The 19,073-nt window shown below is 75.9% G+C and carries 15 protein-coding genes; 4 read left to right on the top strand and 11 right to left on the bottom strand.

All coding sequences use genetic code 11. The annotated features are described in order from the left end of the window. The first annotated feature begins 68 nt into the window (after positions 1-68). The 3 genes from ACIRD3_RS02580 to ACIRD3_RS02570 all read left to right on the top strand — a co-directional run bounded on the left by ACIRD3_RS02580 (position 69) and on the right by ACIRD3_RS02570 (position 3,802). On the top strand, positions 69-1,268 hold the full coding sequence (locus ACIRD3_RS02580; RefSeq protein WP_402210385.1) for a thiolase family protein: 1,200 nt from the start codon (positions 69-71) through the stop codon (positions 1,266-1,268). Between the two features lie 93 nt (positions 1,269-1,361). Further along, on the top strand, positions 1,362-2,120 hold the full coding sequence (fabG, locus tag ACIRD3_RS02575) for a 3-oxoacyl-ACP reductase FabG (RefSeq protein WP_402210382.1): 759 nt from the start codon (positions 1,362-1,364) through the stop codon (positions 2,118-2,120). A 311-nt stretch (positions 2,121-2,431) separates the two neighbouring features. After that, entirely contained in the window at positions 2,432-3,802 is a 1,371-nt protein-coding gene (locus tag ACIRD3_RS02570) for a S8 family serine peptidase (RefSeq protein ID WP_402210379.1), read from the top strand. 171 nt (positions 3,803-3,973) lie between these two features. On the opposite strand, the gene ACIRD3_RS02565 is transcribed toward ACIRD3_RS02570, so the two are convergent. Beyond that, entirely contained in the window at positions 3,974-6,247 is a 2,274-nt protein-coding gene (locus ACIRD3_RS02565) for a hypothetical protein (RefSeq protein WP_402210376.1), read from the bottom strand. Positions 6,248-6,419: 172 nt separating this feature from the next. Here ACIRD3_RS02565 and ACIRD3_RS02560 point away from each other — a divergent pair, with 172 nt between their 5' ends. Next, positions 6,420-6,929 carry an HAD domain-containing protein gene (locus ACIRD3_RS02560; protein WP_402210373.1) on the top strand — a complete coding sequence of 170 codons (510 nt, stop codon included), beginning with the start codon at positions 6,420-6,422 and terminating at the stop codon, positions 6,927-6,929. Positions 6,930-7,137: 208 nt separating this feature from the next. Here the strand turns inward: ACIRD3_RS02560 and ACIRD3_RS02555 are convergent, their stop codons facing one another. The 10 genes from ACIRD3_RS02555 to ACIRD3_RS02510 all read right to left on the bottom strand — a co-directional run bounded on the left by ACIRD3_RS02555 (position 7,138) and on the right by ACIRD3_RS02510 (position 19,020). After that, complete coding sequence (locus ACIRD3_RS02555; protein ID WP_402210370.1) at positions 7,138-11,076, bottom strand: LysM peptidoglycan-binding domain-containing protein; 3,939 nt, start codon at positions 11,074-11,076, stop codon at positions 7,138-7,140. Between the two features lie 167 nt (positions 11,077-11,243). After that, complete coding sequence (locus ACIRD3_RS02550) at positions 11,244-11,639, bottom strand: hypothetical protein (protein ID WP_402210368.1); 396 nt, start codon at positions 11,637-11,639, stop codon at positions 11,244-11,246. Positions 11,640-11,953: 314 nt separating this feature from the next. Then, entirely contained in the window at positions 11,954-12,451 is a 498-nt protein-coding gene (locus ACIRD3_RS02545) for a TadE/TadG family type IV pilus assembly protein (protein ID WP_402210365.1), read from the bottom strand. Further along, positions 12,448-12,822: a TadE/TadG family type IV pilus assembly protein gene (locus tag ACIRD3_RS02540; protein WP_402210362.1), complete on the bottom strand. Its 375-nt coding sequence runs from the start codon at positions 12,820-12,822 to the stop codon at positions 12,448-12,450. Before ACIRD3_RS02540 ends, ACIRD3_RS02545 begins: the two co-directional genes overlap by 4 nt. Positions 12,823-12,860: 38 nt before the next feature. Then, a complete protein-coding gene (locus tag ACIRD3_RS02535; protein WP_402210359.1) occupies positions 12,861-13,148 on the bottom strand; it encodes a hypothetical protein in 288 nt (95 codons plus the stop codon). Between the two features lie 72 nt (positions 13,149-13,220). Beyond that, on the bottom strand, positions 13,221-14,099 hold the full coding sequence (locus ACIRD3_RS02530) for a hypothetical protein (RefSeq protein ID WP_402210356.1): 879 nt from the start codon (positions 14,097-14,099) through the stop codon (positions 13,221-13,223). After that, a complete protein-coding gene (locus ACIRD3_RS02525) occupies positions 14,096-15,058 on the bottom strand; it encodes a type II secretion system F family protein (protein ID WP_402210791.1) in 963 nt (320 codons plus the stop codon). Before ACIRD3_RS02525 ends, ACIRD3_RS02530 begins: the two co-directional genes overlap by 4 nt. Next, positions 15,058-16,683, bottom strand: coding sequence for a CpaF family protein (locus ACIRD3_RS02520; RefSeq protein WP_402210354.1), 1,626 nt, complete (start codon positions 16,681-16,683; stop codon positions 15,058-15,060). The genes ACIRD3_RS02525 and ACIRD3_RS02520 overlap by 1 nt, the downstream gene beginning before the upstream one ends. Further along, complete coding sequence (locus ACIRD3_RS02515; RefSeq protein WP_402210352.1) at positions 16,673-18,133, bottom strand: hypothetical protein; 1,461 nt, start codon at positions 18,131-18,133, stop codon at positions 16,673-16,675. Before ACIRD3_RS02515 ends, ACIRD3_RS02520 begins: the two co-directional genes overlap by 11 nt. Further along, a complete protein-coding gene (locus tag ACIRD3_RS02510) occupies positions 18,133-19,020 on the bottom strand; it encodes an SAF domain-containing protein (protein ID WP_402210350.1) in 888 nt (295 codons plus the stop codon). Before ACIRD3_RS02510 ends, ACIRD3_RS02515 begins: the two co-directional genes overlap by 1 nt. Between the last annotated feature and the right edge of the window lie 53 nt (positions 19,021-19,073).

Genomic DNA, 19,073 nt, shown 5'->3' with positions numbered 1-19,073 from the left:
CGCCGCTTCCGGCCTTTCCCCCTTCCGCCCCTTCCGCCCCTTCCGCCCTCGACAAGGAGCCTGACGACGTGCGTCCCGTCTACTTCGCCGCAGCCCGCCGCACACCCATCGGCCGGCTGCGCGGCGCGCTCGCCACCGTCCGCCCGGACGACCTCTCGGCCACCGTGCTGCGCGCCCTGCTCGCCGACGTACCGGCCCTCGACCCGGCCCGGATCGACGACGTCTACTGGGGCGCCGCCAACCAGGCCGGCGAGGACAACCGCAACGCCGCCCGGATGGCCGTCCTGCTGGCCGGCCTGCCGGAGACCGTCCCCGGCGCGACCGTCAACCGGCTCTGCGCCTCCGGGCTGGAGGCCGTCACCCTCGCCGCCCGGGCCATCGGCTCCGGCGAGGCCGACGTGGTCCTGGCCGGCGGCTGCGAGTCGATGACCCGTGCCCCCTTCGTCCTCCCCCGCCCCGACGAGGCGCTGCCGCACCGGATGGAGACCTTCGACACCCGGCTCGGCTGGCGGCTCACCAACCCCCGGATGGCCGAACTGCACGGTGTGCTCAGCATGGGCGAGACCGCCGAGGAGGTGGCGAGCCGGTACGGCATCTCCCGGGAGCGCCAGGACGCCTTCGCCCTGCGCAGCCACCAGCGGGCCGCCGCCGCCCGCAAGGACGGGCACTTCGACGCCGAGCTGATCCCGGTCGGGCGGCCGGACGGGGTGACGGTGAGCCAGGACGAGGGCATCCGTGAGGACACCAGCCTGGCGAAGCTCTCCGGGCTCAAGCCGGTGTTCCGGCCCGGGGGCACCGTCACGGCCGGGAACGCCTCGCCGATGAACGACGGCGCCGCCGGCCTCGTCCTGGTCAGCGAGGAGGCCCTGCGCGACCTCGGGCTGCAGCCGCTCGGCCGGTACGTGGCGGGCGCCTCGGCCGGGGTGCACCCGGACGTCATGGGCGTCGGCCCGGTGCCGGCCACGGCCAAGGTGCTCGGACGGGCCGGCTGGTCGCTCGCCGACCTGGACACCGCCGAGCTCAACGAGGCCTTCGCCGCCCAGGCGCTGGCCTCCGCCGACGGGATCGGGTTCGACCCGGAGCGGGCCGACGAACTGGTCAACCCCAGCGGCGGGGCGATCGCCCTCGGCCACCCGCTGGGCGGCTCCGGTGCCCGCATCCTCACCACGCTGCTGCACCGGATGCGCCGTACCGGCGCCCGGCGCGGCCTGGCCACGATGTGCGTGGGCGTGGGGCAGGGTACGGCCGTGCTGGTCGAGAACGCCTGACGACGGACAGATGACAGGCGACGGGTAACAGATGACAGATTTCATCATCTGTCATCTGCTACCCGTCATCCCACACTCTTCGAAGGAGCTGACGTGACACGTTTCGCAGGGAAGGTCGCCGTGGTGACCGGCGCGGCGCAGGGCATCGGGGCGGCGACCGCCCGTCTGCTGGCGGAGGAGGGCGCGGCGGTCGCCGTGGTCGACCTCAGCGCCGAGCGGGCGGCCGGGACGGTCGCGGAGATCACCGCCAAGGGCGGCACCGCCCGCGGGTACGGCTGCGACGTGGCCGACTACGACGCCGTCGAGGCGGTGTTCGCGCAGATCGCGGCGGACCTCGGCGGGCTGCACATCCTCGTCAACAACGCCGGGATCACCCGCGACAACCTGTTCTTCAAGATGCCCAAGTCCGACTGGGACGCGGTGCTGACGGTCAACCTGACCAGCGCGTACAACTGCAGCCACGTCGCGCAGAAGTACATGGTGGCGCAGAAGTACGGGAAGATCGTCTCGCTCAGCTCGCGCTCCGCCCTCGGCAACCGGGGCCAGGCCAACTACGCGGCCGCCAAGGCCGGCATCCAGGGCCTCACCGCGACCCTGGCGATCGAGCTCGGCCCGTTCAACGTCAACGTCAACGCCGTCGCCCCCGGCTACATCGCCACCGCGATGACCGCGGCGACCGCCGAGCGGGTCGGCAGCTCGGCCGAGGAGCACCAGACCGAGGTCGCCGCCCGTACGCCGCTGCGCCGGGTCGGGCAGCCGGAGGAGGTCGCGTCGGTGGTGGCCTTCCTGGCGAGCGAGGACGCCTCCTACGTCAGCGGGCAGACCCTCTACGTCAACGGCGGGGCGCGCTAGGCCGGGATCACCCGGCGGCCCGGGTTCACCTGGCCGTCCGGGTCATCTGCTGGCCCGGGGGGTTGAACCGGGCCTGGGCAGTGGATACGCTTGATATTCATTGAATATGACTGACGTGTCATCACATGGCCGTCTCAGGTGCGCGGTTACCTTCACCTGAGACGGCCTTTACCTTTTCTCGTGGCCGAGCATGACCATGGTGCCAGTCGGGTGACCCCACCAAATGACTATGGCATGATCATGTGGCTCTCGATGGGATGGCCCAACCGACCCGACCGGACCTGGTCGGGCCCTGCGTCCCAAGGAGTTCCATGGGCAGCCCCGCTTCCCTCCGCCGCGCCCTGGCTCTGCTCGCCGTCGGAGCGACCGCTCTGACCGCCGGCACCGTCGCCGTACCGGCCGTCGGCACCGCGACCGCCGCCCCGTCGCACGACCTGGCGGGCGTCCACGTCCGCCCCGCCTCCTTCGGGCACCACAACATGCAGGCGCGGCCTGCCCCGCTGACCACCACCCAGTGCGTCAGCCAGATCGGCATCCACTGCTACTCGCCGCTGCAGTACCGCGAGGCGTACAACCTCAACCCGCTGTACGACCAGGGCGTCACCGGCAAGGGCCGCACGATCGTCATCGTCGACTCCTTCGGCTCCCCGACCATCCAGCACGACCTGGAGGTCTTCGACAAGCAGTGGGGCATCCCGGACACCCAGGTCGAGGTGGTCAAGTGGGGCAACGTCCCCGTCTTCGACCCGAAGAACCCCGACCACACCGGCTGGGCCGGCGAGACCACCCTGGACGTCGAGTACGCCCACGCCGTCGCCCCCGACGCGCACATCATCCTGGTCGAGACCGGCGTCGCCGAGACCGAGGGCACCACCGGCCTGCCCGAGATGATGGACGCCGAGAAGAGCCTCATCAAGCAGGGCCGCGGCGACGTCATCTCGCAGAGCTTCGGCGCCACCGAGAACACCTTCCCGGGCTTCGACAAGGGCGACTTCAAGTCGATCACCGACCTGCGCTACGCCTTCAAGGCCGCCGCCGACCGCAACGTCACCGTGCTCGCCGCCTCCGGCGACAACGGCGCGACCGACGCCAAGGAGAACGGCACCGACCTGTACCCGTTCAAGGTGAACTCCTGGCCCTCCTCGGACCCGCTGGTCACCTCCATCGGCGGCACCCAGCTCACCCTGGACGACTCCGGCAAGCGCACCGCGGACGACAAGGTGTGGCACGACAACTACGGCGCGGGCGGCGGCGGCGTCTCCGGCGTCTTCGAGCGCCCGCTGTACCAGACCGGCGTCGCCAACGTCACCGGCAACCACCGCGGCACGCCCGACATCAGCATGAGCGCGGCCGTCGACGGCGGGGCCTGGACCTACGAGTCCTACGACCCGACCGCGGTCGGCTGGCACCTCACCGGCGGCACCAGCGAGGCCACGCCGATCTTCTCCGGCGTCGTCGCGCTCGCCGACCAGCTCGCCGGCTACCGCCTCGGCCAGATCAACTGGCGCCTGTACGGCCTGAGCCTGCTCCCGAGCCAGTGGAGCGGCATCAAGGACGTCAAGGAGGGCGACAACGGCTGGAACGGCGTCACCGGCTACAACGCCACCCCCGGCTACGACCTGGCCAGCGGCCTGGGCACCATCGACGCCACCAAGTTCGTCCACGCGATCGCCGGTCGGTGATCGGGGCTCGGCTGACGGCTGACGGCTGACGGCTGACACATGACAGCGGACAGATAACAGATTTCGAAATCTGTTATCTGTCCGCTGTTTTCTGTTTTCCGTCGGCTGTCGGCTGTCGGCTGTCGGCCGTGGTTTGTCGGTGGTCGGCCCTCGGTCGCGCCTTGCCGGACGTCAGCCGGTGGCGGCCAGTTGGGCGAGGTAGCGCTCCGCGGCGCGGAGCTTGCGGCCGTCGGGGCCCGGGAGGTAGGCGCGCAGCTCGATGATCTCCGGGGCGATCCGGATGGCCTCCGCGCGGTCGGTGATCGAGCGCCAGCAGGCCTCGGCGTTGGTGGCCGCCTGCTGGGTCTCCGGGTGGTCCGGGCCCTGCGAACGCAGCAGCGTCAGGGCCACCTCGCGGTAGATGTCCGCGGCCTCGGCCGGCCGGCCCGCCAGCCGGCACACGTGCGCCCGGACCTGACGCACCTGCAGGACGGGCTCCGAGACGGCGCCGTGCTCGGCGATCGCCTCCAGCTCCAGGGCGAAGGCGAGGTCGGTGGCGGCGGCGTGGTCCCCGGCGTCGGCGCTGCGGACGATCCGTCCGATCACCTCGCGGTAGTCCGCGCGGGGCGGACCGGCCGGCGCGGCGGCGGGCTCGGCCGGGGCCGGAACGGGAGCGTCCGCCGGGGTCTCGGCGGGAGTCTCGGCCGCAGCGGGGGGCGCGTCGGCGGGCACCTCACCGACGGGGACCTCGTCGGCGGGCTCCTCGTCGGCGGGCACCTCGTCGGCGGGCACCTCGTCCGCCGGTGTCTCGTTCGTCGGGGCGGACCCGGCCGGGACGGCGTCCTGCGGCTCCTCCGCGACCTCCGCCGCTTCCTCGACGGCCTCCGTGACGTCCGCGACGGCCTCCGCGACGGCTACGGCCTCCGCGACGGCCTCCGTGGCCTCCGTGGCGTCTGCGGCCTCCGTGGCCGCTACGGGCTCCACCGCCAGCGCGTCCTCCACCACGTCCTCCGCCCGCGGGAGTTCGGGCTCGGCGACGGCGTCCGCGGTCTCGGGCCGACCCTTGAGGAGCGTGACGCCCGCCGGGGGCGTGGCCTCCACGGCCGGGGCGTCGGCCGGGGCGGGCTTGCGCAGGGTCACGCCCGCAGCCGCCGCGGGGTCATCCACGGCCTCGGCGGACTCGCCCGGCTTGAGCAGGCTGACCGGGCGGGCCGGTCGGGGCGGGGTGGGCGGTACGCCCGGCTTGATCAGGCTCACCGGGCCGCCGACGGCCGCCGGGGCGGCGGGTGCGCCCGGCGCCGGCCACCCGGCAGCGTCGTCCCGCGGCTGCGCGGGGCGCGGCAGCATCGGCGCCGGAGGCGGCGGGAACTCCGCGGGACGGGCGTCCGCGAAGGGCACGGAGTCCGCGAACGGCGGGGCGTCCGTCACCGGCGGCAGGTCGGCCACCGGGCCGTCGCCGCGCCGCGCGGTGTTGCGGAAGAACGGGCGGTCCGGGGCGTGCGTGGCCAGGATGACCACGTCCGGCCGCAGCACCGAGTACACCTGCTGCCGCAGCTGCTCGGGCGCGAGCACCTCGCCCGCGCCGGGCCGGCCGCCGTGCAGCGCCTCGATCAGGGCGCGGGTGAAGGTGCCGATCTGCTCCGGGTCCGGGCTGACCACCGCCCACAGCGGGATGCCCTCGCTGAGCGGCGAGACGGTGCCCTGGAGGTACGGCCAGGCGTTCTGGTCGGCGCTCAGGTCGGCGATGACGAGGGTCTGCCACTCCGCCGGACGGTGGCTCAGCTCGGCGGCGACGGCCTGCCAGGGCAGGCCGTCCTGCTTGGCGTCGCGCAGGGTCAGCTGGAGCTGGCCACCGCGCTTGTCGGCGGACACGTGCCCGCCCACGTGCACCAGCAGCGGCCCCGGGTGCCGGGAGGCGGCGCGCAGGTGGGCGAGGACGGTGTGCGGGTCACTGGCGCCGGGGAGGTGGACGGCGTCCACCGCGTCGGCGGCGAGCAGGACCTGCGGCGAGACGGCGGCGAGCATCGCCGAGAGCACCGGCGCCTGGGTCGGACCTCCCCGGCCCCAGGTGCGGCGGCCGGAGTTGCCGTACCCGCCCTCGATCACCAGGATCCGCCCGCGCGGCGCGGCCCCGAGCCCGCCCGGACCGGCCGCGTCCGCGCCCGGTGCGCCGGACGCCGGCACCCCGCCCGTGGCCGGGAACGGCGGCGGGGCCGAGGCGGCCGCACCCGCTGCGGGCAGGCCGGTGAGCGTCCAACCGGTCGGCGGGACGGGCGGCGCGGTGGGTGGCGCGGCGGCCGGCGCGGCGGTCGGCGGAGCCGGGGGCGCGGGCGGCGGCTCGTAGAGCGCGGCCGGCCCGGGCGGGTGCTCCTCGGACGGGACACGCGGGGGCGGCGGTACGGCGTCCCAGGGTCCCGAGTCCGCAGCCGGGTCGGGACCTCCGGAAACCGCTGTCGTCTCCGCCATCTCCTGGTCACCGCCCCGCCCCGCCGCTCCCGCGGCGTCTGATGCCCTTGACTGCGTGGCGCTTGCCACCACACTCCGTGCGCGCCACCCTACGAGATCCCGCCGCACCCGATCCAGGCCGGGTCGCCGATCGGCGCGGCACGCCGCCCGCAGTGCCCACTATCGTGCCGTCATGACCGGTGCCGACCGCCCCCTTCTCTTCCTCGACGTCGACGGTCCCCTCATCCCGTTCGGCGCCCCTCCCCCGGGCGGCTACCCCACCTACCGCAGCCCGTACGCGCCCGGCGCGGTGCCGGGTGGGAACCCCCTGGTGACGCGCGTCAACCCGGCGCTCGGGCCACGCCTGCTGGGCCTGCCGTGCGAGCCGGTGTGGGCGACCACCTGGCTGGAGGACGCGAACGAGTGCCTCGCGCCCTGGCTCGGACTGCCGCAACTGCCCGTCGTGGACTGGCCCTTGGAGGAGGAGTACGAAGTCGGCGGGGTGCACTGGAAGACCCGTGCGCTGGTCGCCCGGGCCGGCGGTCGCCCGTTCGTCTGGGTGGACGACGAGATCACCTCAGCGGACCGCCGCTGGGTCGCGGCGCACTCGCCCGCCCGGGCACTCCTCCACCGGGTCGATCCGCAACGCGGGCTCACCGAGGAGGACTTCACCGCCCTGGACGCCTGGCTGCGGACCGTCTGACCACGAACCGGCCGACCGACGCCGGCCGATTACCCGGCCGGTCCGCTCCGGCCGACCACCCCGACCGGTCCGCTCCGGCCGACCACCCCGACCGGTCCGCCCCGCCGCGCGGCATCGACGGATGCCGCGCGGCCCCGGAACGGCCCCGGCACGGCCCCGGAACGGCCCCGGCACGGCCCCGGCACGGTGCCGTCCCGGAGCGGGACGCTCAGGAGCCGGCCAGCAGGTCCCGCAGCAGGGCGACGGTGTCGGAGTCGAGGTCGCGGCCGGTGCGGCGGCTGAGGGCGTCCAGCCGGTTGACGGCGCGCAGGAGCTGGTCGCGGGCGCCGGCCGAGGCGTAGGCGTAGAACAGGTCCCGGTGCAGGAGTTCGACGTCCGGGGCGACGGCGAGGCCGCGGAAGACGGCGGCCTCGGCGCAGCGGTGGTCGCCGTACTGCAGGCGGCGGGCGGCCAGTTCGTGCGCGGTGTCGACGATCGCCGCGATCATGTCCTGGCGCTCGGCCTCGGCCCAGCCGTACGAGGCGGGCGGGGCCTCGGCGAACGGGGCGCCGCGGACCAGGGCCAGCGCGTGGGCCAGCGCGGCGTCGGCGGTGGCACTGGTGCTGCGCATGCCGCGCCGGTAGAGGCTGCGGAACTCGTCCCAGTCGCAGGTGACCGTCGGGGCGAAGGAGTAGCCGTCGGAGCCTTCGGTGGACAGGAAGGCGCGGCCCTCGGCCGAGCTGCCGAACCAGGCGGCCAGATCGGCGAGTTTGCCCGGCAGCGGGCTCTTGGCGTCCGTTCCGGGGTGCGGGTCGAGGTGCGCAGCGCCGGGGTGCAGGTCGTGGTCGAGGGCGTGGTGGTCGGAGCCGGGGCGCAGCGCCAGGTAGACGGCGAGTTCGGTGAGCCTGGGCAGTGCGGCGGTCTCGGCGGTGCCGAGGACACCGGCGACGTCGACCGGGCCGAGCAGGCGGATCCGGGGAGCGTTGCGCGGGGCGTGCGCCTCCGGGGAGCGGAGGATGGCGAGCAGGTCCTCGCAGTCGGTGCGGCCGGACGTGGTCCGGGCCACGGGGGCGACCGGTGCCACGGCGGCGGGGCCGGGCTCGACGGCGGACGGTGCGGACGGACCGGTGGCGGTCCGGGTGTCCACGGTCCCGGCAGCGGTCCCGGTAACGGCCTCCGGAGCGGCTTCCGGGGCTGTCTCGGGAGCGGCCTCCAGGGCGGTCCCGGCTTCGGCCCCGGGAGCCGGCTCCACCGCCGGAACGACCGGAACGACCGGAACGGCGGGGGCCACCGGGACGACCGGGACGACCGGCTGGACGGCGAGGACGGCCGTCGGAGCGGCCTGCGTCGTCGCGTCCGCGGTCCCGGACGGCTCGGACGGCTCGGACGGCTCGGACGGCTCCGCCGCGACGGCCGCGTCCCCGACGGTCGGCTCCTCGCCCTCGGGTGCGCCCGGCCGGCGCAGGTCGCGGGTGGTCTCGTCGCCCGCCGCGTGCCGCCCCTGCCCGTTGACCGCGTACCGCGCGGGACCGGGCGGGACGGGGGCCGAACCGCCCGGGAGGGCCGCCGGCCCGGTCGGCGCCGGAGCCGGAGCGGGCGTCACCGGGTCGGTGCCCGCGAACGGGCTGGCTCCGGTGCCGATCACCCGGGCGAGCAGGCGCGGTCCGGCCGCGTCCACCCCGCCCTCGCCCGCACCGCCCAAGCCCGACCCCGAGCCCGATGCCGAGCCCGGCGCCGGGACGGAACCCGAGGCCGAGGCCGACACCGAGACCGAGGCGCCGACACCCGCCAGCACCGGTACGGCGGACGGAAGTTCGGCGGTGTCGGAATCGTCCTCGGGCCCGTCCAGGGTCCAGGCCGGGGCGGGGTGCTGAGTGGTGTCGTCGGCGACCCGGAGCAGTTCGGCCACCTGGTCGTACTGCTGCCCGCTGAGCCGTTGCAGCTCGACGGTCAGGTGCAGGCCCGGGATGGCGGCCTGGCCGGTGGCCGGGAGGGTCCAGCGGGCGACCGGGCCGGTGCCGCGCTCGGGGGCGCGGGTGATGACGGCGACGCAGGTGCGCGGGCGCCCGTCGAGCAGCCGGCCGAGTTCGGCGGGGATGCCGCCGCCGGGCTGCTGGGCGCAGAGCACGATCTCGGGGGTCCACGACTCGTCGGCCTGGCCGCGGCTGCGGGCGTCGCGCGGACTGGCGGCCTCGGCGGCGACCAGGGTGGCGCGGGCCTTGGCGGTGCGCGGGCCGAGGGCGGCGAGCGCGGCCTCCAGGGTGGCGTGGCGGTGCACGCGTTCGGCGGCCGGGCCGCTGATCGGCACCTCCTCGGCGAGGTCCACGAGGTGCAGGTGGAGCCGGTCGGCGAGCGGGCTGTGGGCGAGCTCGATGGCGAGGGTGCGCAGCACGTCGCGGGCGTCGTCCGGGTGGCCGGAGAGGTGGAGCAGCCGGACGGCCTCCAGGTCGGCGAGGACCACCGAACCGTCGGGCGAGGTGCCCAGGGTGACCAGCGCGGGGTACGGCGCGGCGGTCTTGCGGGCCTGCGCGGCGCTGAGCATGTCGCCGGAGTCGGGGCCGCACCACCAGACGTTGGCGGCGTGCGCGGCCTTGAACGGCGCGATCGGGGTGGCCGGGCCGGACAGGTGCAGCTCGATGGTGTGCCCGGGGGTGATCCGGGCGGCGACGATGGCGGGCAGGCGCTTGCCGCCGCGCACGGTGTTGCGGGCCAGGGTGCGCAGAGCGCGGTCCAGCAGCTCCAGCCCGGCCTGGTCCTGCCGGGCCAGCAGCTCGTTCTCGAAGGCGGCGGCCTCGGCGGCGGGCATCGCGATGCGGTGCCGCGGGCGGCGGGCCCGCTGCTGGGTGCCGCGTTTGTGGGCGACGGTACCGACCATGATGGCGGCGAGCAGGACGCCGACGGTGGAGGCCGTGAGGGCGACGGTGTAGTCGTCGCTGGGGGCCGGATCGGCGTGCGCGGCGGGGGCCGGCGCGTGGGTGGGCGCGTTCGTCGGTGCCGGGGCCGACTGCGGCGCGCCCTGCGAGGGCGCGGGAGCCGGGGCCTGGGGCGCCGGGGTCTGGGGCGCCGGGGTCTGGTTGGCCGGGGTCTGGTTGGCCGGAGCGGGCGCGGGCGCGGGCGCCGGTGCAGGAGCAGGCGCAGGGGCGGGTGCAGGAGCCGGGGCAGGTGTGGCGGCCGCGCCCGGCACGGTGAGCACCATGCCCGGCACCACCACGTCCGGGTTCGTCAGCCGCTCCCCGTCCGGGGCCTGCACCCCCTTGTTCGCCTCGAACAGCCTCGGCCACTCCTCCCCGTCCCCCAACTCCCGCTGGGCGATGGCCGAGAGGCTGTCCCCGGCCTGGACGGTGACGGTCCGCTGCCCGCCCGCGCCCGCTCCCGGTTCCGTTCCGGCCTGCGGCGCGGTTCCCTGCGGAGTCCCCGGGGTGCTCTGCGGGGCCCCTTGCGCCGCGTCGCCCGAGGGCGCGGGCGCCGGGGCGGGGGCCGGGCCCCTCGCCTCGTCCGGCTTGGCGTCGGCCGGCATCAGCAGGTTCCAACCGGGCTGGATCGGCCGGTCCGCGTCGAAGCGGATGCCCGAATCGTCCATCACCCGGCCGTCGTTGAGCTTGGCGATCTCCACCCACCGTTCGCCTGAGCCCAGTTGGCGCTCGGCGATGGACCACAGGCTGTCGGCGGGCCGGCTGTCCCGCACGGTGTAGCTGGGCTGCTGCTCGGCGGCGGGCGTCAGGGCCGGCGCGGACTGCGCGGCGGGCAGCGCGGCGCGCTGCACGCCCGGGGTCAACTGGGCCTGTGCGGCCGGGGCGTGGGCGAGCTCCGGGACGGCGGCGAAGGCCGAGCCGGCCACCGGCAGCAGGGCGAGCACCGAGCCCACCAGACCGGCCGCGAGCCGCTGGCTCCAGCCGAAGGCCGGGATCCGACGGGCGATCCGGCCGCGGAGCTGGGCCGGGACCTCCAGCAGGACGGAGAGCGCGAAGCAGGCCCAGGCGAGCCAGCCGACGACCACCAGCGCCCACAGGAACAGCCGCCCGTCGTCCGGGCTGGTGAGCGCCTCGCCCACGCCGCCCGGCGCGACCTCGCCCATCCCGGCGACCGCCTGGGTGCCGTACAGCAGCAGCGCGGGGACGCCGAACAGCAGGACGAGCAGGGTGACCAGCGCGGCGAGCGCGGTGATCACGGCGCCGCCCCGGCCACCACCCCGGCCACCACCCCGGCCTCCGCGCGGCGGTCGGGGGGCCGGGGCGGCGGGCCGTCGCCCGCCCCCGTCGGCGCGATGCGCGGCTCCGGCCCGGCCGTTGCGGGCCTGGGCGGTTCGGGCCTGGTCCTTGGCACGTGGCGCGGCCATCAGTCGGTCTCCGCTTTCTCGACTCCGTGGACGAGGGTCGCACTGCCCTTGCCCGTTACCTTCCGCTCCCCGAGGGCGCCCAGCAGGACCGGCCGGTAGTCGGCCTGCACGGTGACGGTGACGACCTTGCCGTCACCGGAGAACGCGATGTCGCCCGCCCGCAGGCCGTAGAGGCCGAGGTAGGCGTCGGCGGCGTCCCGGACGTACTTCTCCTCGACCTTGAAGCCCGCCCCCTGCAGGACGGCGGCCTGGTCGAGCTGTTGGCCGCCGACCCGCGCGGCCTCCTGGGCGTAGGCGTCGGTGCGCTCGGCGACCCGCAGTCGGCCGCCCGCGTCGATCACCAGGGCGATGACGAGCACGACGTAGGCCGCGCAGATCGCGACGAAGAGGGCCACGGCGCCCCGGTCCGCCCGTCGCGTCCCGGCCGGCCGCCGCGTCCCCGCCGACCGACGAACCCCCGCCGACGACGAACGAGCCCCGTCCGGCCGGCCCACCCGCAGCCACGCCCGTCGCCGAAGACGGCTCACCACCCGCATCCCCTCCCCCCGATCCGCAACCTGCTCTCCCCACCGGCCCCCACCGGGCGCCACTCGGTACCGTTGTGTCATCCCCCGAGCGCTCTCCGCTTGCGTCTCCCCCGCGCGGGCCGCGTCCAATCCCCCGTTTTCCGCCCGCCGGTGACGCGCGCCGTCCCGCGCCCCGCGCGCCGTCATGTGCCCCGGTAGCGGTCCACCACCGAGGTGAACTCGCCGACGAGGTGCTTCGTCACGGGCACGCCGGACGGCCCGCCGAGCAGGTCGGCCAGTTCGACGTCGCAGACCACCGTGACCGTGACGGTCGTGACCGGACCGCCCGGCAGGCTCAGCTCCCCCTTGGCCACCCGGACGTCGCCGTTGCGGCAGGACACCCCCTGCTGGCGCAGCGAGGCGACGGCGGAGTCCTTGGCCGGCTGGTCCATCCCGTCGACGCTGCGCTGCAGCGAGGCGGTCCGGGCGCCGGCCCGGGCGGCGGCCTCGACGCTGCCGGCCGTGGTCTGCACCCGCCCGGCGGCGATCGCCAGCAGGACCAGCCCGACCACCGGCGGCACGACGATCGCCGCCTCGATCGCGATCCCGCCCCCGTCCCGGCGCCGCGGTCGCCACCGGCGCGGGCCGGGTCGCGCACCGGGGCGCGCACCGGATCGCGCGGAAGGCCGTCCCCGGCTCACGGCTTCACCACCGGAGGTACGAACCGCTCGCGCGGCGCCTCGGCGAACTGGGTGATGGTGGGCGCGGAGAGCCCGGGTATCAGCAGCGGCGGCGTCAGCTCCACGGTGACCCGGATGGTCTGGGCCGTGCTGCCGTCGGTGCGCACCGTGTAGCCGTGCGCGCCCTGCCGGTCGAGGAAGTCCCGGGCCTGGCGCCGCGCCGCCTCGTTCTTCACCTCGTCCGCCACGTTCCCCTGCACCCGCCCGGCGTCCACGCCCTCGCGGGCGGCGCTCAGCGCGACCTGCCGGTCGTACCACCACAGCGAGGCCTGGACGACGAGCAGCAGGAGCAGCAGGACGACCGGGAAGACGATGGCGAGACTGATGCTCATCGACCCCCGGTCGTCCCCGCGGCGGAGAGGACGGCGCATCACTTGGTGGCGCCGCCGGCACCGCCGCCCGGCATGTTCGGGTCCTGCTGCACCTTCTGGACGACCTTGTCCTTCAGCAGGTACAGCGCGGTCGCCACGGCGCCCGCGACGAACACCAACGCGATGATGGCGAGGGCGAGTTCGATGCTGATGGCGCCGCGGTCGCCGCGCGCTCGGGCGGCCCGCAGCCGCCCGATCCGCAGCGTGAACAGCATCAGGGCGAACTGCACCGGCAGCAGGACGGGCCTCAGCGCCCGGCCGGCCAGGTGGACGAGTCGTACGGTCATCGGGTTCTCCCGGGGACTTGCGGTGTGGTGTGGTGTGGTGCTGGCTGCTCTTCAACGGGTACGGAAGGGAGGTCAGTTGAGCATCTGGTGGAGCGCGGGGAAGACGATCAGGACGGTCATCAGCAGGGTCAGGGCCGCCCCCGGCGCGACCATCCGCTCGCTGTCGGCGTTGGCGCGGGCGAGGTCCTCCGCGAGCAGTTCGCCGCGCAGCCCCTTGGCGCGGGCCCGCAGGGTGTCGTAGACGGCGGCGCCGTCGGTGCCGGACAGCCGCATGATGTCGGCCACGTCCTGCAGCGGGCTGAGGCCCAACTCCTCGGCCAGCGCGTCGAGTCCGGCCCACGGCGGGAGCCGGTCGGTGGCCGCGCGCTCCAGCGCGTCGCGGATCCGCCGGAACACCGCGCCCTGCCCGACCGAGGCGGCCCGGCGCAGTGCCTCGGCCGGCCCGCAGTCGGCGGCCCGTTCCAGCGCGACGAGTTCCAGGTAGGCGGCGATGCCGTGCAGGTACTCGGTGCGCGCCTCCTTGGCCTCGCCGCGCACGACGGCGTCCGGGACGAACCAGAGCAGACCGGCCAGCAGCGGCCCGGCGACCAGCGGCAGGGCGAAGGGCAGGCCGACGTCCATCAGTACGGCCATCGCGCCCAGGTAGGCGGGCAGCACCAGGCCGAGCGCGGCGAACAGCAGCTTGTGCACCATGAACCGGGCCGGGCTGCGGCCGATCAGGGCGAGTTCGCGGCGCGGGATCGAGACCCCGCGCAGGTGGACGGAGCGCTCGCCGATCCGGTCGTACCAGCGGGGCCGCTCGTCCGGGTCCTGTTCGCGGTCGGCGGGGACGGCGTGCAGCCGGTCGAGCGCCTGGCGCAGGTCCGGGGGCGCGGGCCGCAGCTCGGTGACCAGCAGGGCGAGGCCGCCGGCCGCGACGGCGCCGGCCAGCACCGACCAGGGGGAGATCACCGGACCTCCCCGAGCTGCTCGGCCGGCCGCGCCGCGGGCGTCCGCGCGCCCGTCCGCCGCCCGCTCCTGCTGCGCCGGTCCGGCGTGAGCAGCCGGGGCACCGGCGGGTGCGAGGCCAGCGCCCGCATCCAGGCGATGATCGCCACGAAGAGGGCGGCGACCACGGCGAGGACGAGCTGGCCCAGGAAGGTCCCGTACGGCCGGGTGTACTCGGTGTTGAACGAGCCGACCGTGACGACCAGCACGATGATGCCGACCAGCCAGCGGATGGTGGTGCGGTGCTTGGCCCGGTCGGCCTCGATGGCGCGGCGCTGGCGGACCTCCTCGCGCACCGAGTCGGCCATGTCGGACAGCGTGCGGGCCAGGCCGGGCCCGCTGTCCCCGGCCCGCAGCACGAGTGCGGCGAGCACCTTGTCGGCGGTGGCGTCAGCCAGGCTGTCGGCGAAGGCGTGCAGCGCCTCCTCGGGCCGCCAGCGGGCCTGCAGCCGGGCGGCGAGCTCGCCGATCTCGTCCTCCAGGGCGGCGGGGGCGGTGCGGCGGCTGGTGACGATGGCCTGGTTGAGGCCGACCCCGAGCAGCAGCACGTCGGCGATCCGCTGGGTCCACTCGGACAGGGCCTCCAGCCGCTCGATCCGGTGGGTGTCCGGGCGGGTGGTGTCGAACAGCCAGGGCAGGCCGAAGACGGCCAGCGGCACCAGCAGCGCGGTCAGCGGGATGCCGGTGAACAGCCAGGCCAGCGGCCCGCCGACGAGCGCGAGCGGCAGCTGGATCCGGCGCAGCCGCACCATCCGGGGCGCGGCCGCACCGGGAGCGCCGTACCAGAACACGTGGGCGCGCCCGGCCAGCGGGTTGGGCCGCGCCTCGGCGTCCTCGTCGACGGGCTCACTGCCGCGGGCCCAGGCCACCAGGGCGACCAGGCCGCCGGCGACCGCCAGCCCGCACAGCGCGAACAGCAGCATCACCGCGCGCCACCGCCGATCCGCAGCTGCAGCGGGGTGGCCCAACTCCCGTACCGGGAGCCGAGCAGGCCGGCGTCGAAGCCGGCCCGGCGCAGGTCGTCCAGGCACTGCGGCGGGGTGTGCGGGACGGCCCGCGGCTCACCGAGGTCCGGCCGCGGGCCGAAGACGGTGTTCAGCGCGGGCCGGCCGCTCTCGCCGAGGCCGGTGACCTCCAGGACGTGGGAGACGAAACGGTGCCGGCGGCCGCCGACGGCGGTCTCGTCGACCATGGCGACGTGCACGATGAGGTCCAGGGCGTTGGCGGTGAGCCGGTAGGCCAGCGAGTCGGTCATGTGCGAGCCGTACTCCAGGCAGAGTTCGGCGATCCGGTCGACCACCATGTGCGGGCCGCGGGCGTGCAGGGTGCACATCGACCCGCCCTCGCCGTTGGTCATCACCCGCAGCATCGGGACGACCTCGCCGGAGCGGACCTCGCCGACGATGATCCGGGACAGCGTCATGCGCAGCGCTGCCGGGATGAGGTCGCCGATGCTCAACTCCCCGGCCAGCCGCCCATCGACGCGTTCGCCGTTGCCCTCGCGGGCCTCCATCGGGACGACCTGGCGCAGGTGGCCGAGGGTGTGCAGCCAGAGCTCGAACTCCGACTCCAGGGTGCCGATCCGCTCGTCCGGCGGGATCTCCGCGGCCATCGCACGCAGCAGGCTGGTCTTGCCGACGCCCTGGGTGCCGGTGATCATCACGTTCTTCCGGGCCCGGATCGCGGCGGCCAGGAAGGCGGCCAAGGTGCTGTCCAGAGTGCCGAGTTCGACCATCGCGGGCAGCGTCGCGGAGGCCACCCGGTGGCGCCGGATGGCGACGTACGGGCGGGGCGTCACCTCGGTGAGCGCCTGCAGGCGCATGCCGCCCTCCAGCCGCAGCGCCAGGGTCGGACTGGCGGTGGACAGGCTGCGCTCGCCGCCGCCGTGCTGGCGGGCCAAGTCCTGCAGCAGTTCGATGAGTTCGGCGTCACTGTCGGCCACCGGCGGTACCTGGCGCAGGGGTTGGTGCACCTTGGAGACCCAGACGTCGTCGCAGCCGTTGATCAGGATGTTCTCGATCTCCGGGTCGTCCAGGTAGGGCTGGAGGCGCCCGGCCCGGAACAGCAGGTCGAAGACGGCCTCGGCGAGGGCGCGGTCCTGCTCCCGGGTGGGCGGGATGCCATGGGTCTGCGCGTAGGCGTCGGACCAACGGGCGACGGACTCCTCGATCAGCGCCCGGCCGCGCTGGCGGCGGGTCGCGCGGTCCGGCTCGGACCCCGAGGCGGCGGTCAACCGGCTGATCTGCTGGTGCAGTTCGGCGGCGACCTGGCGCTTGAGCTCGCGGGCGACCTGCGGATCGACGGCCGGCCGGGTCGCGGCGCCGCGCACGTCCAGCGAGGGCAGCTGGGGCGGCACCGCGGTGGGCGCGACGGGGCCCGGTGCGACCGGGCCGGGCGCGACCGGGCCGGTGGCGGGCGCGGCGGCCGCCGGCAGCGGCACCGAGGTCGGCGTGGTCGGCGTGGTGGGCGTGGTGGGCGTGGTGGGCGTGGTCCAGGGCAGCGCGGCCGGGTCGACCGCGGGTCGCTGGTGCAGGGGGCTACCGCGCACGGAGCACCTCCCCGGGGTTGTGCGGATGCTGCCCGTTCACCGCTGACTGACCGTCCGTCACTCTCGGCTCCTGGAGCGGGTACTGGTCGTTCTGTTCGTCCCCGCCGGACTGCTGCGACGACTGCACGTGCGCCGGGAAGGGCGCCGGCGCGGCCGGCTGCGGGGCCAGCCCGGCCAGCGGCGCCACCGGACCGGTGGTGATCACCGGCGGGACGGGCTGCGGCGGGGTGTACGACGGCGGCTCGGCCTCCACCGGGCCGTACGGCGAGCGCGGGTAGCCGGCCTGGCCGGGGGCGCCCGGACCGAACGGTTCCTGGCCATAGGGCGCCTGGCCCTGCGCGACCTGTCCGTACGGCGGTTGCTCGGACGGGGCCCGCCCGTACGAGGGCTGGGTGTACGACACCTGCCCGTACGCGGTCTGCCCGTGCGCGGTCTGCCCGTGCGCGGTCTGCCCGGCCCCGGACTGCCCGTACGGCTCGTGCGCGTACGGCTCGTGCCCGTACGGCTCGTGCGCGTACGCGGTCGGCGCGGGCGTCGGCATCGGCCGGGTCGGCGCCGGTGGCGTCGGCACCACCGCCGGCGCCGCCGCGGCGCCCGCCACGGGAGCGCCCGCCGAGGCCGCCGGCAGGCCCGCCGCCTGCCGAGCCGCCGGGTCCGCGCCCGGCGCGAGCCGCTGCCGCCGCCGCCGGACCAGCAGCTGCACCTCGTCCGCCGCCGACCGCGCCGTGCGCAGCAGCTCGGAGCGGATGAACCGCCGGTCGGCGGTGTCGCCGCCGTCGGAGAGCACCTTCGCCGTCCGGGGCGCGTGCGGCAGCACCCCGAGCACCGGCAGTCCGAGCTCGCGGGCCACCTCCGCCCGGGTGTACGGCCCTTCGGCGACCAGCAGCAGCCCCAGCGCGTCGGCGCCGGTACCGGCGGAGGCCAGGTCCTCGGTGAGGGCGGCGAGCCGGGGCCGGATCGAGCTCAGCCCGCGCAGGGTGGTCCGGACGGTCACCGCCACCACGTCGGCCCGGCGGGCCAGCGCCGCGCTCGCACCGGTGGCACCGGAGCGGCCGAGGTCCACGATGACGTCGTAGCCCTGCTGTTCGATGCCGTGCAGCAGTTCGGCCAGCGGCTCCCAGGTGTAGGCGAGGCCGGGGGCCTGGGTGGGGTCGGTGAGCCCGGGCAGCAGCAGCCGGTCGGCCTCGCCGTCCGGGGAGAGGTCGATCAGCTGCTCCCAGATGGTCTGCGCGAGCAGTCCGCGCCGGTCGGCGACGGCCAGGTTGCGCAGCCCGTACACGGCCTCGACCCGGCCCTCCAGGGCGCCGGCGAGCACCGCGCCGCCGTCCGGGTCGGCCTCGACCAGCAGGATCCGGCGGCCCGGCTGGAGCGGCCAGGCCAGCAGCAGGGCCAGCGCGGTCGTGGTCGCGCCGGGCGCGCCCGGGCCGCCGACCACCGCGATCACCGCCATCAGGCGCCCCCCGTCGCGCTCGGGGCCCCGGACGCGCCGGACGCGCCGGTCGGGGGCGCCCCCGCCGAGGACGCCCCCGCCGACGGCGCGGCGGCCGACGGCGCTCCGGGCGAGGGCGCTCCGGGCGAGGGCGCGGTGCCGCCCGTGCCGCCGGCCGAGGCGCCGCGCGGCGCAAGCAGCACCTGGATCCGCCCGCTCGCCACCCACTGCGCCAGCCGGGGACCGTCCGCGGTGCCGACCGCGACGTCGATCACCTGGCTGCCGTCGGTGTCCACCCGGCCGACGGTGATCACCGTCGCGGGCAGCGAGTCGGCCCGCCCGTTGTCCGGGGTGTACACCACGACCAGCTGCACCCCGGGTTGCAGCCGGCTGGCCGGCAACTGGCTGCGCTTGGCCGACACGCCGACCACGATCTGCCCGGGCTGCACGGTCAGGCCCTGGGCGAGGTCGCCGCCGGTGAGCATGGCACCGCGCTTGAGGTCGGTGGCGGCCCGCATGCCGACCGCCTTCGCCCGGTCCTGGGCGGACACCGGGTGGAGCGCCGGATCCCCCGCGATCCGGGCCACCACCAGGTCGTCCTCGGTGATCACCTGACCCCACGGCACGTCCCGGGCGAGGGCCAGCACCGCGACCCGCTGGCCGGTGCTGTTGTAGAGGACGGCCCCGCCCAGCCCGCCGGCCGCGATCAGCGCGACCGCCATCGCCAGCACCGCCGGGCGCCGTCTCCGCGCGCCCATGGTCCGCCCGGGCGCGTGCGGCACCGCCCGGCCGCGGCCCCGGCCCCTACCCGGGCCGCCGGACTGGTCCTGCTGCTCCGGGACGGCCACGGAGGCCCCGGCGCCCGCGGCCGTGCCGGATCCCGGCGTCGCGAATGTACGGTTCTCCACCGGGTTCCGCCCTTCCCTCGAATCGCTCGTACGTTGCCGGCTGGTCAGTGGTC

It is taken from the genome of Kitasatospora sp. NPDC093550 (genome assembly GCF_044764985.1).
In the GTDB taxonomy this organism is placed as follows: domain Bacteria; phylum Actinomycetota; class Actinomycetes; order Streptomycetales; family Streptomycetaceae; genus Kitasatospora.
This window is presented reverse-complemented; position numbering and strand designations above follow the sequence as displayed.

Excerpts from the sequence above, each read along its gene's own strand:
- ACIRD3_RS02565 (WP_402210376.1), bottom strand. The coding sequence starts at position 6,247 with ATGGCGGAGACGACAGCGGTTTCCGGAGGTCCCGACCCGGCTGCGGAC.
- ACIRD3_RS02560 (WP_402210373.1), top strand. The coding sequence starts at position 6,420 with ATGACCGGTGCCGACCGCCCCCTTCTCTTCCTCGACGTCGACGGTCCC.
- ACIRD3_RS02525 (WP_402210791.1), bottom strand. The coding sequence starts at position 15,058 with ATGCTGCTGTTCGCGCTGTGCGGGCTGGCGGTCGCCGGCGGCCTGGTC.
- ACIRD3_RS02515 (WP_402210352.1), bottom strand. The coding sequence starts at position 18,133 with ATGGCGGTGATCGCGGTGGTCGGCGGCCCGGGCGCGCCCGGCGCGACC.
- ACIRD3_RS02570 (WP_402210379.1), top strand. The coding sequence starts at position 2,432 with ATGGGCAGCCCCGCTTCCCTCCGCCGCGCCCTGGCTCTGCTCGCCGTC.
- ACIRD3_RS02540 (WP_402210362.1), bottom strand. The coding sequence starts at position 12,822 with ATGAGCATCAGTCTCGCCATCGTCTTCCCGGTCGTCCTGCTGCTCCTG.
- ACIRD3_RS02535 (WP_402210359.1), bottom strand. The coding sequence starts at position 13,148 with ATGACCGTACGACTCGTCCACCTGGCCGGCCGGGCGCTGAGGCCCGTC.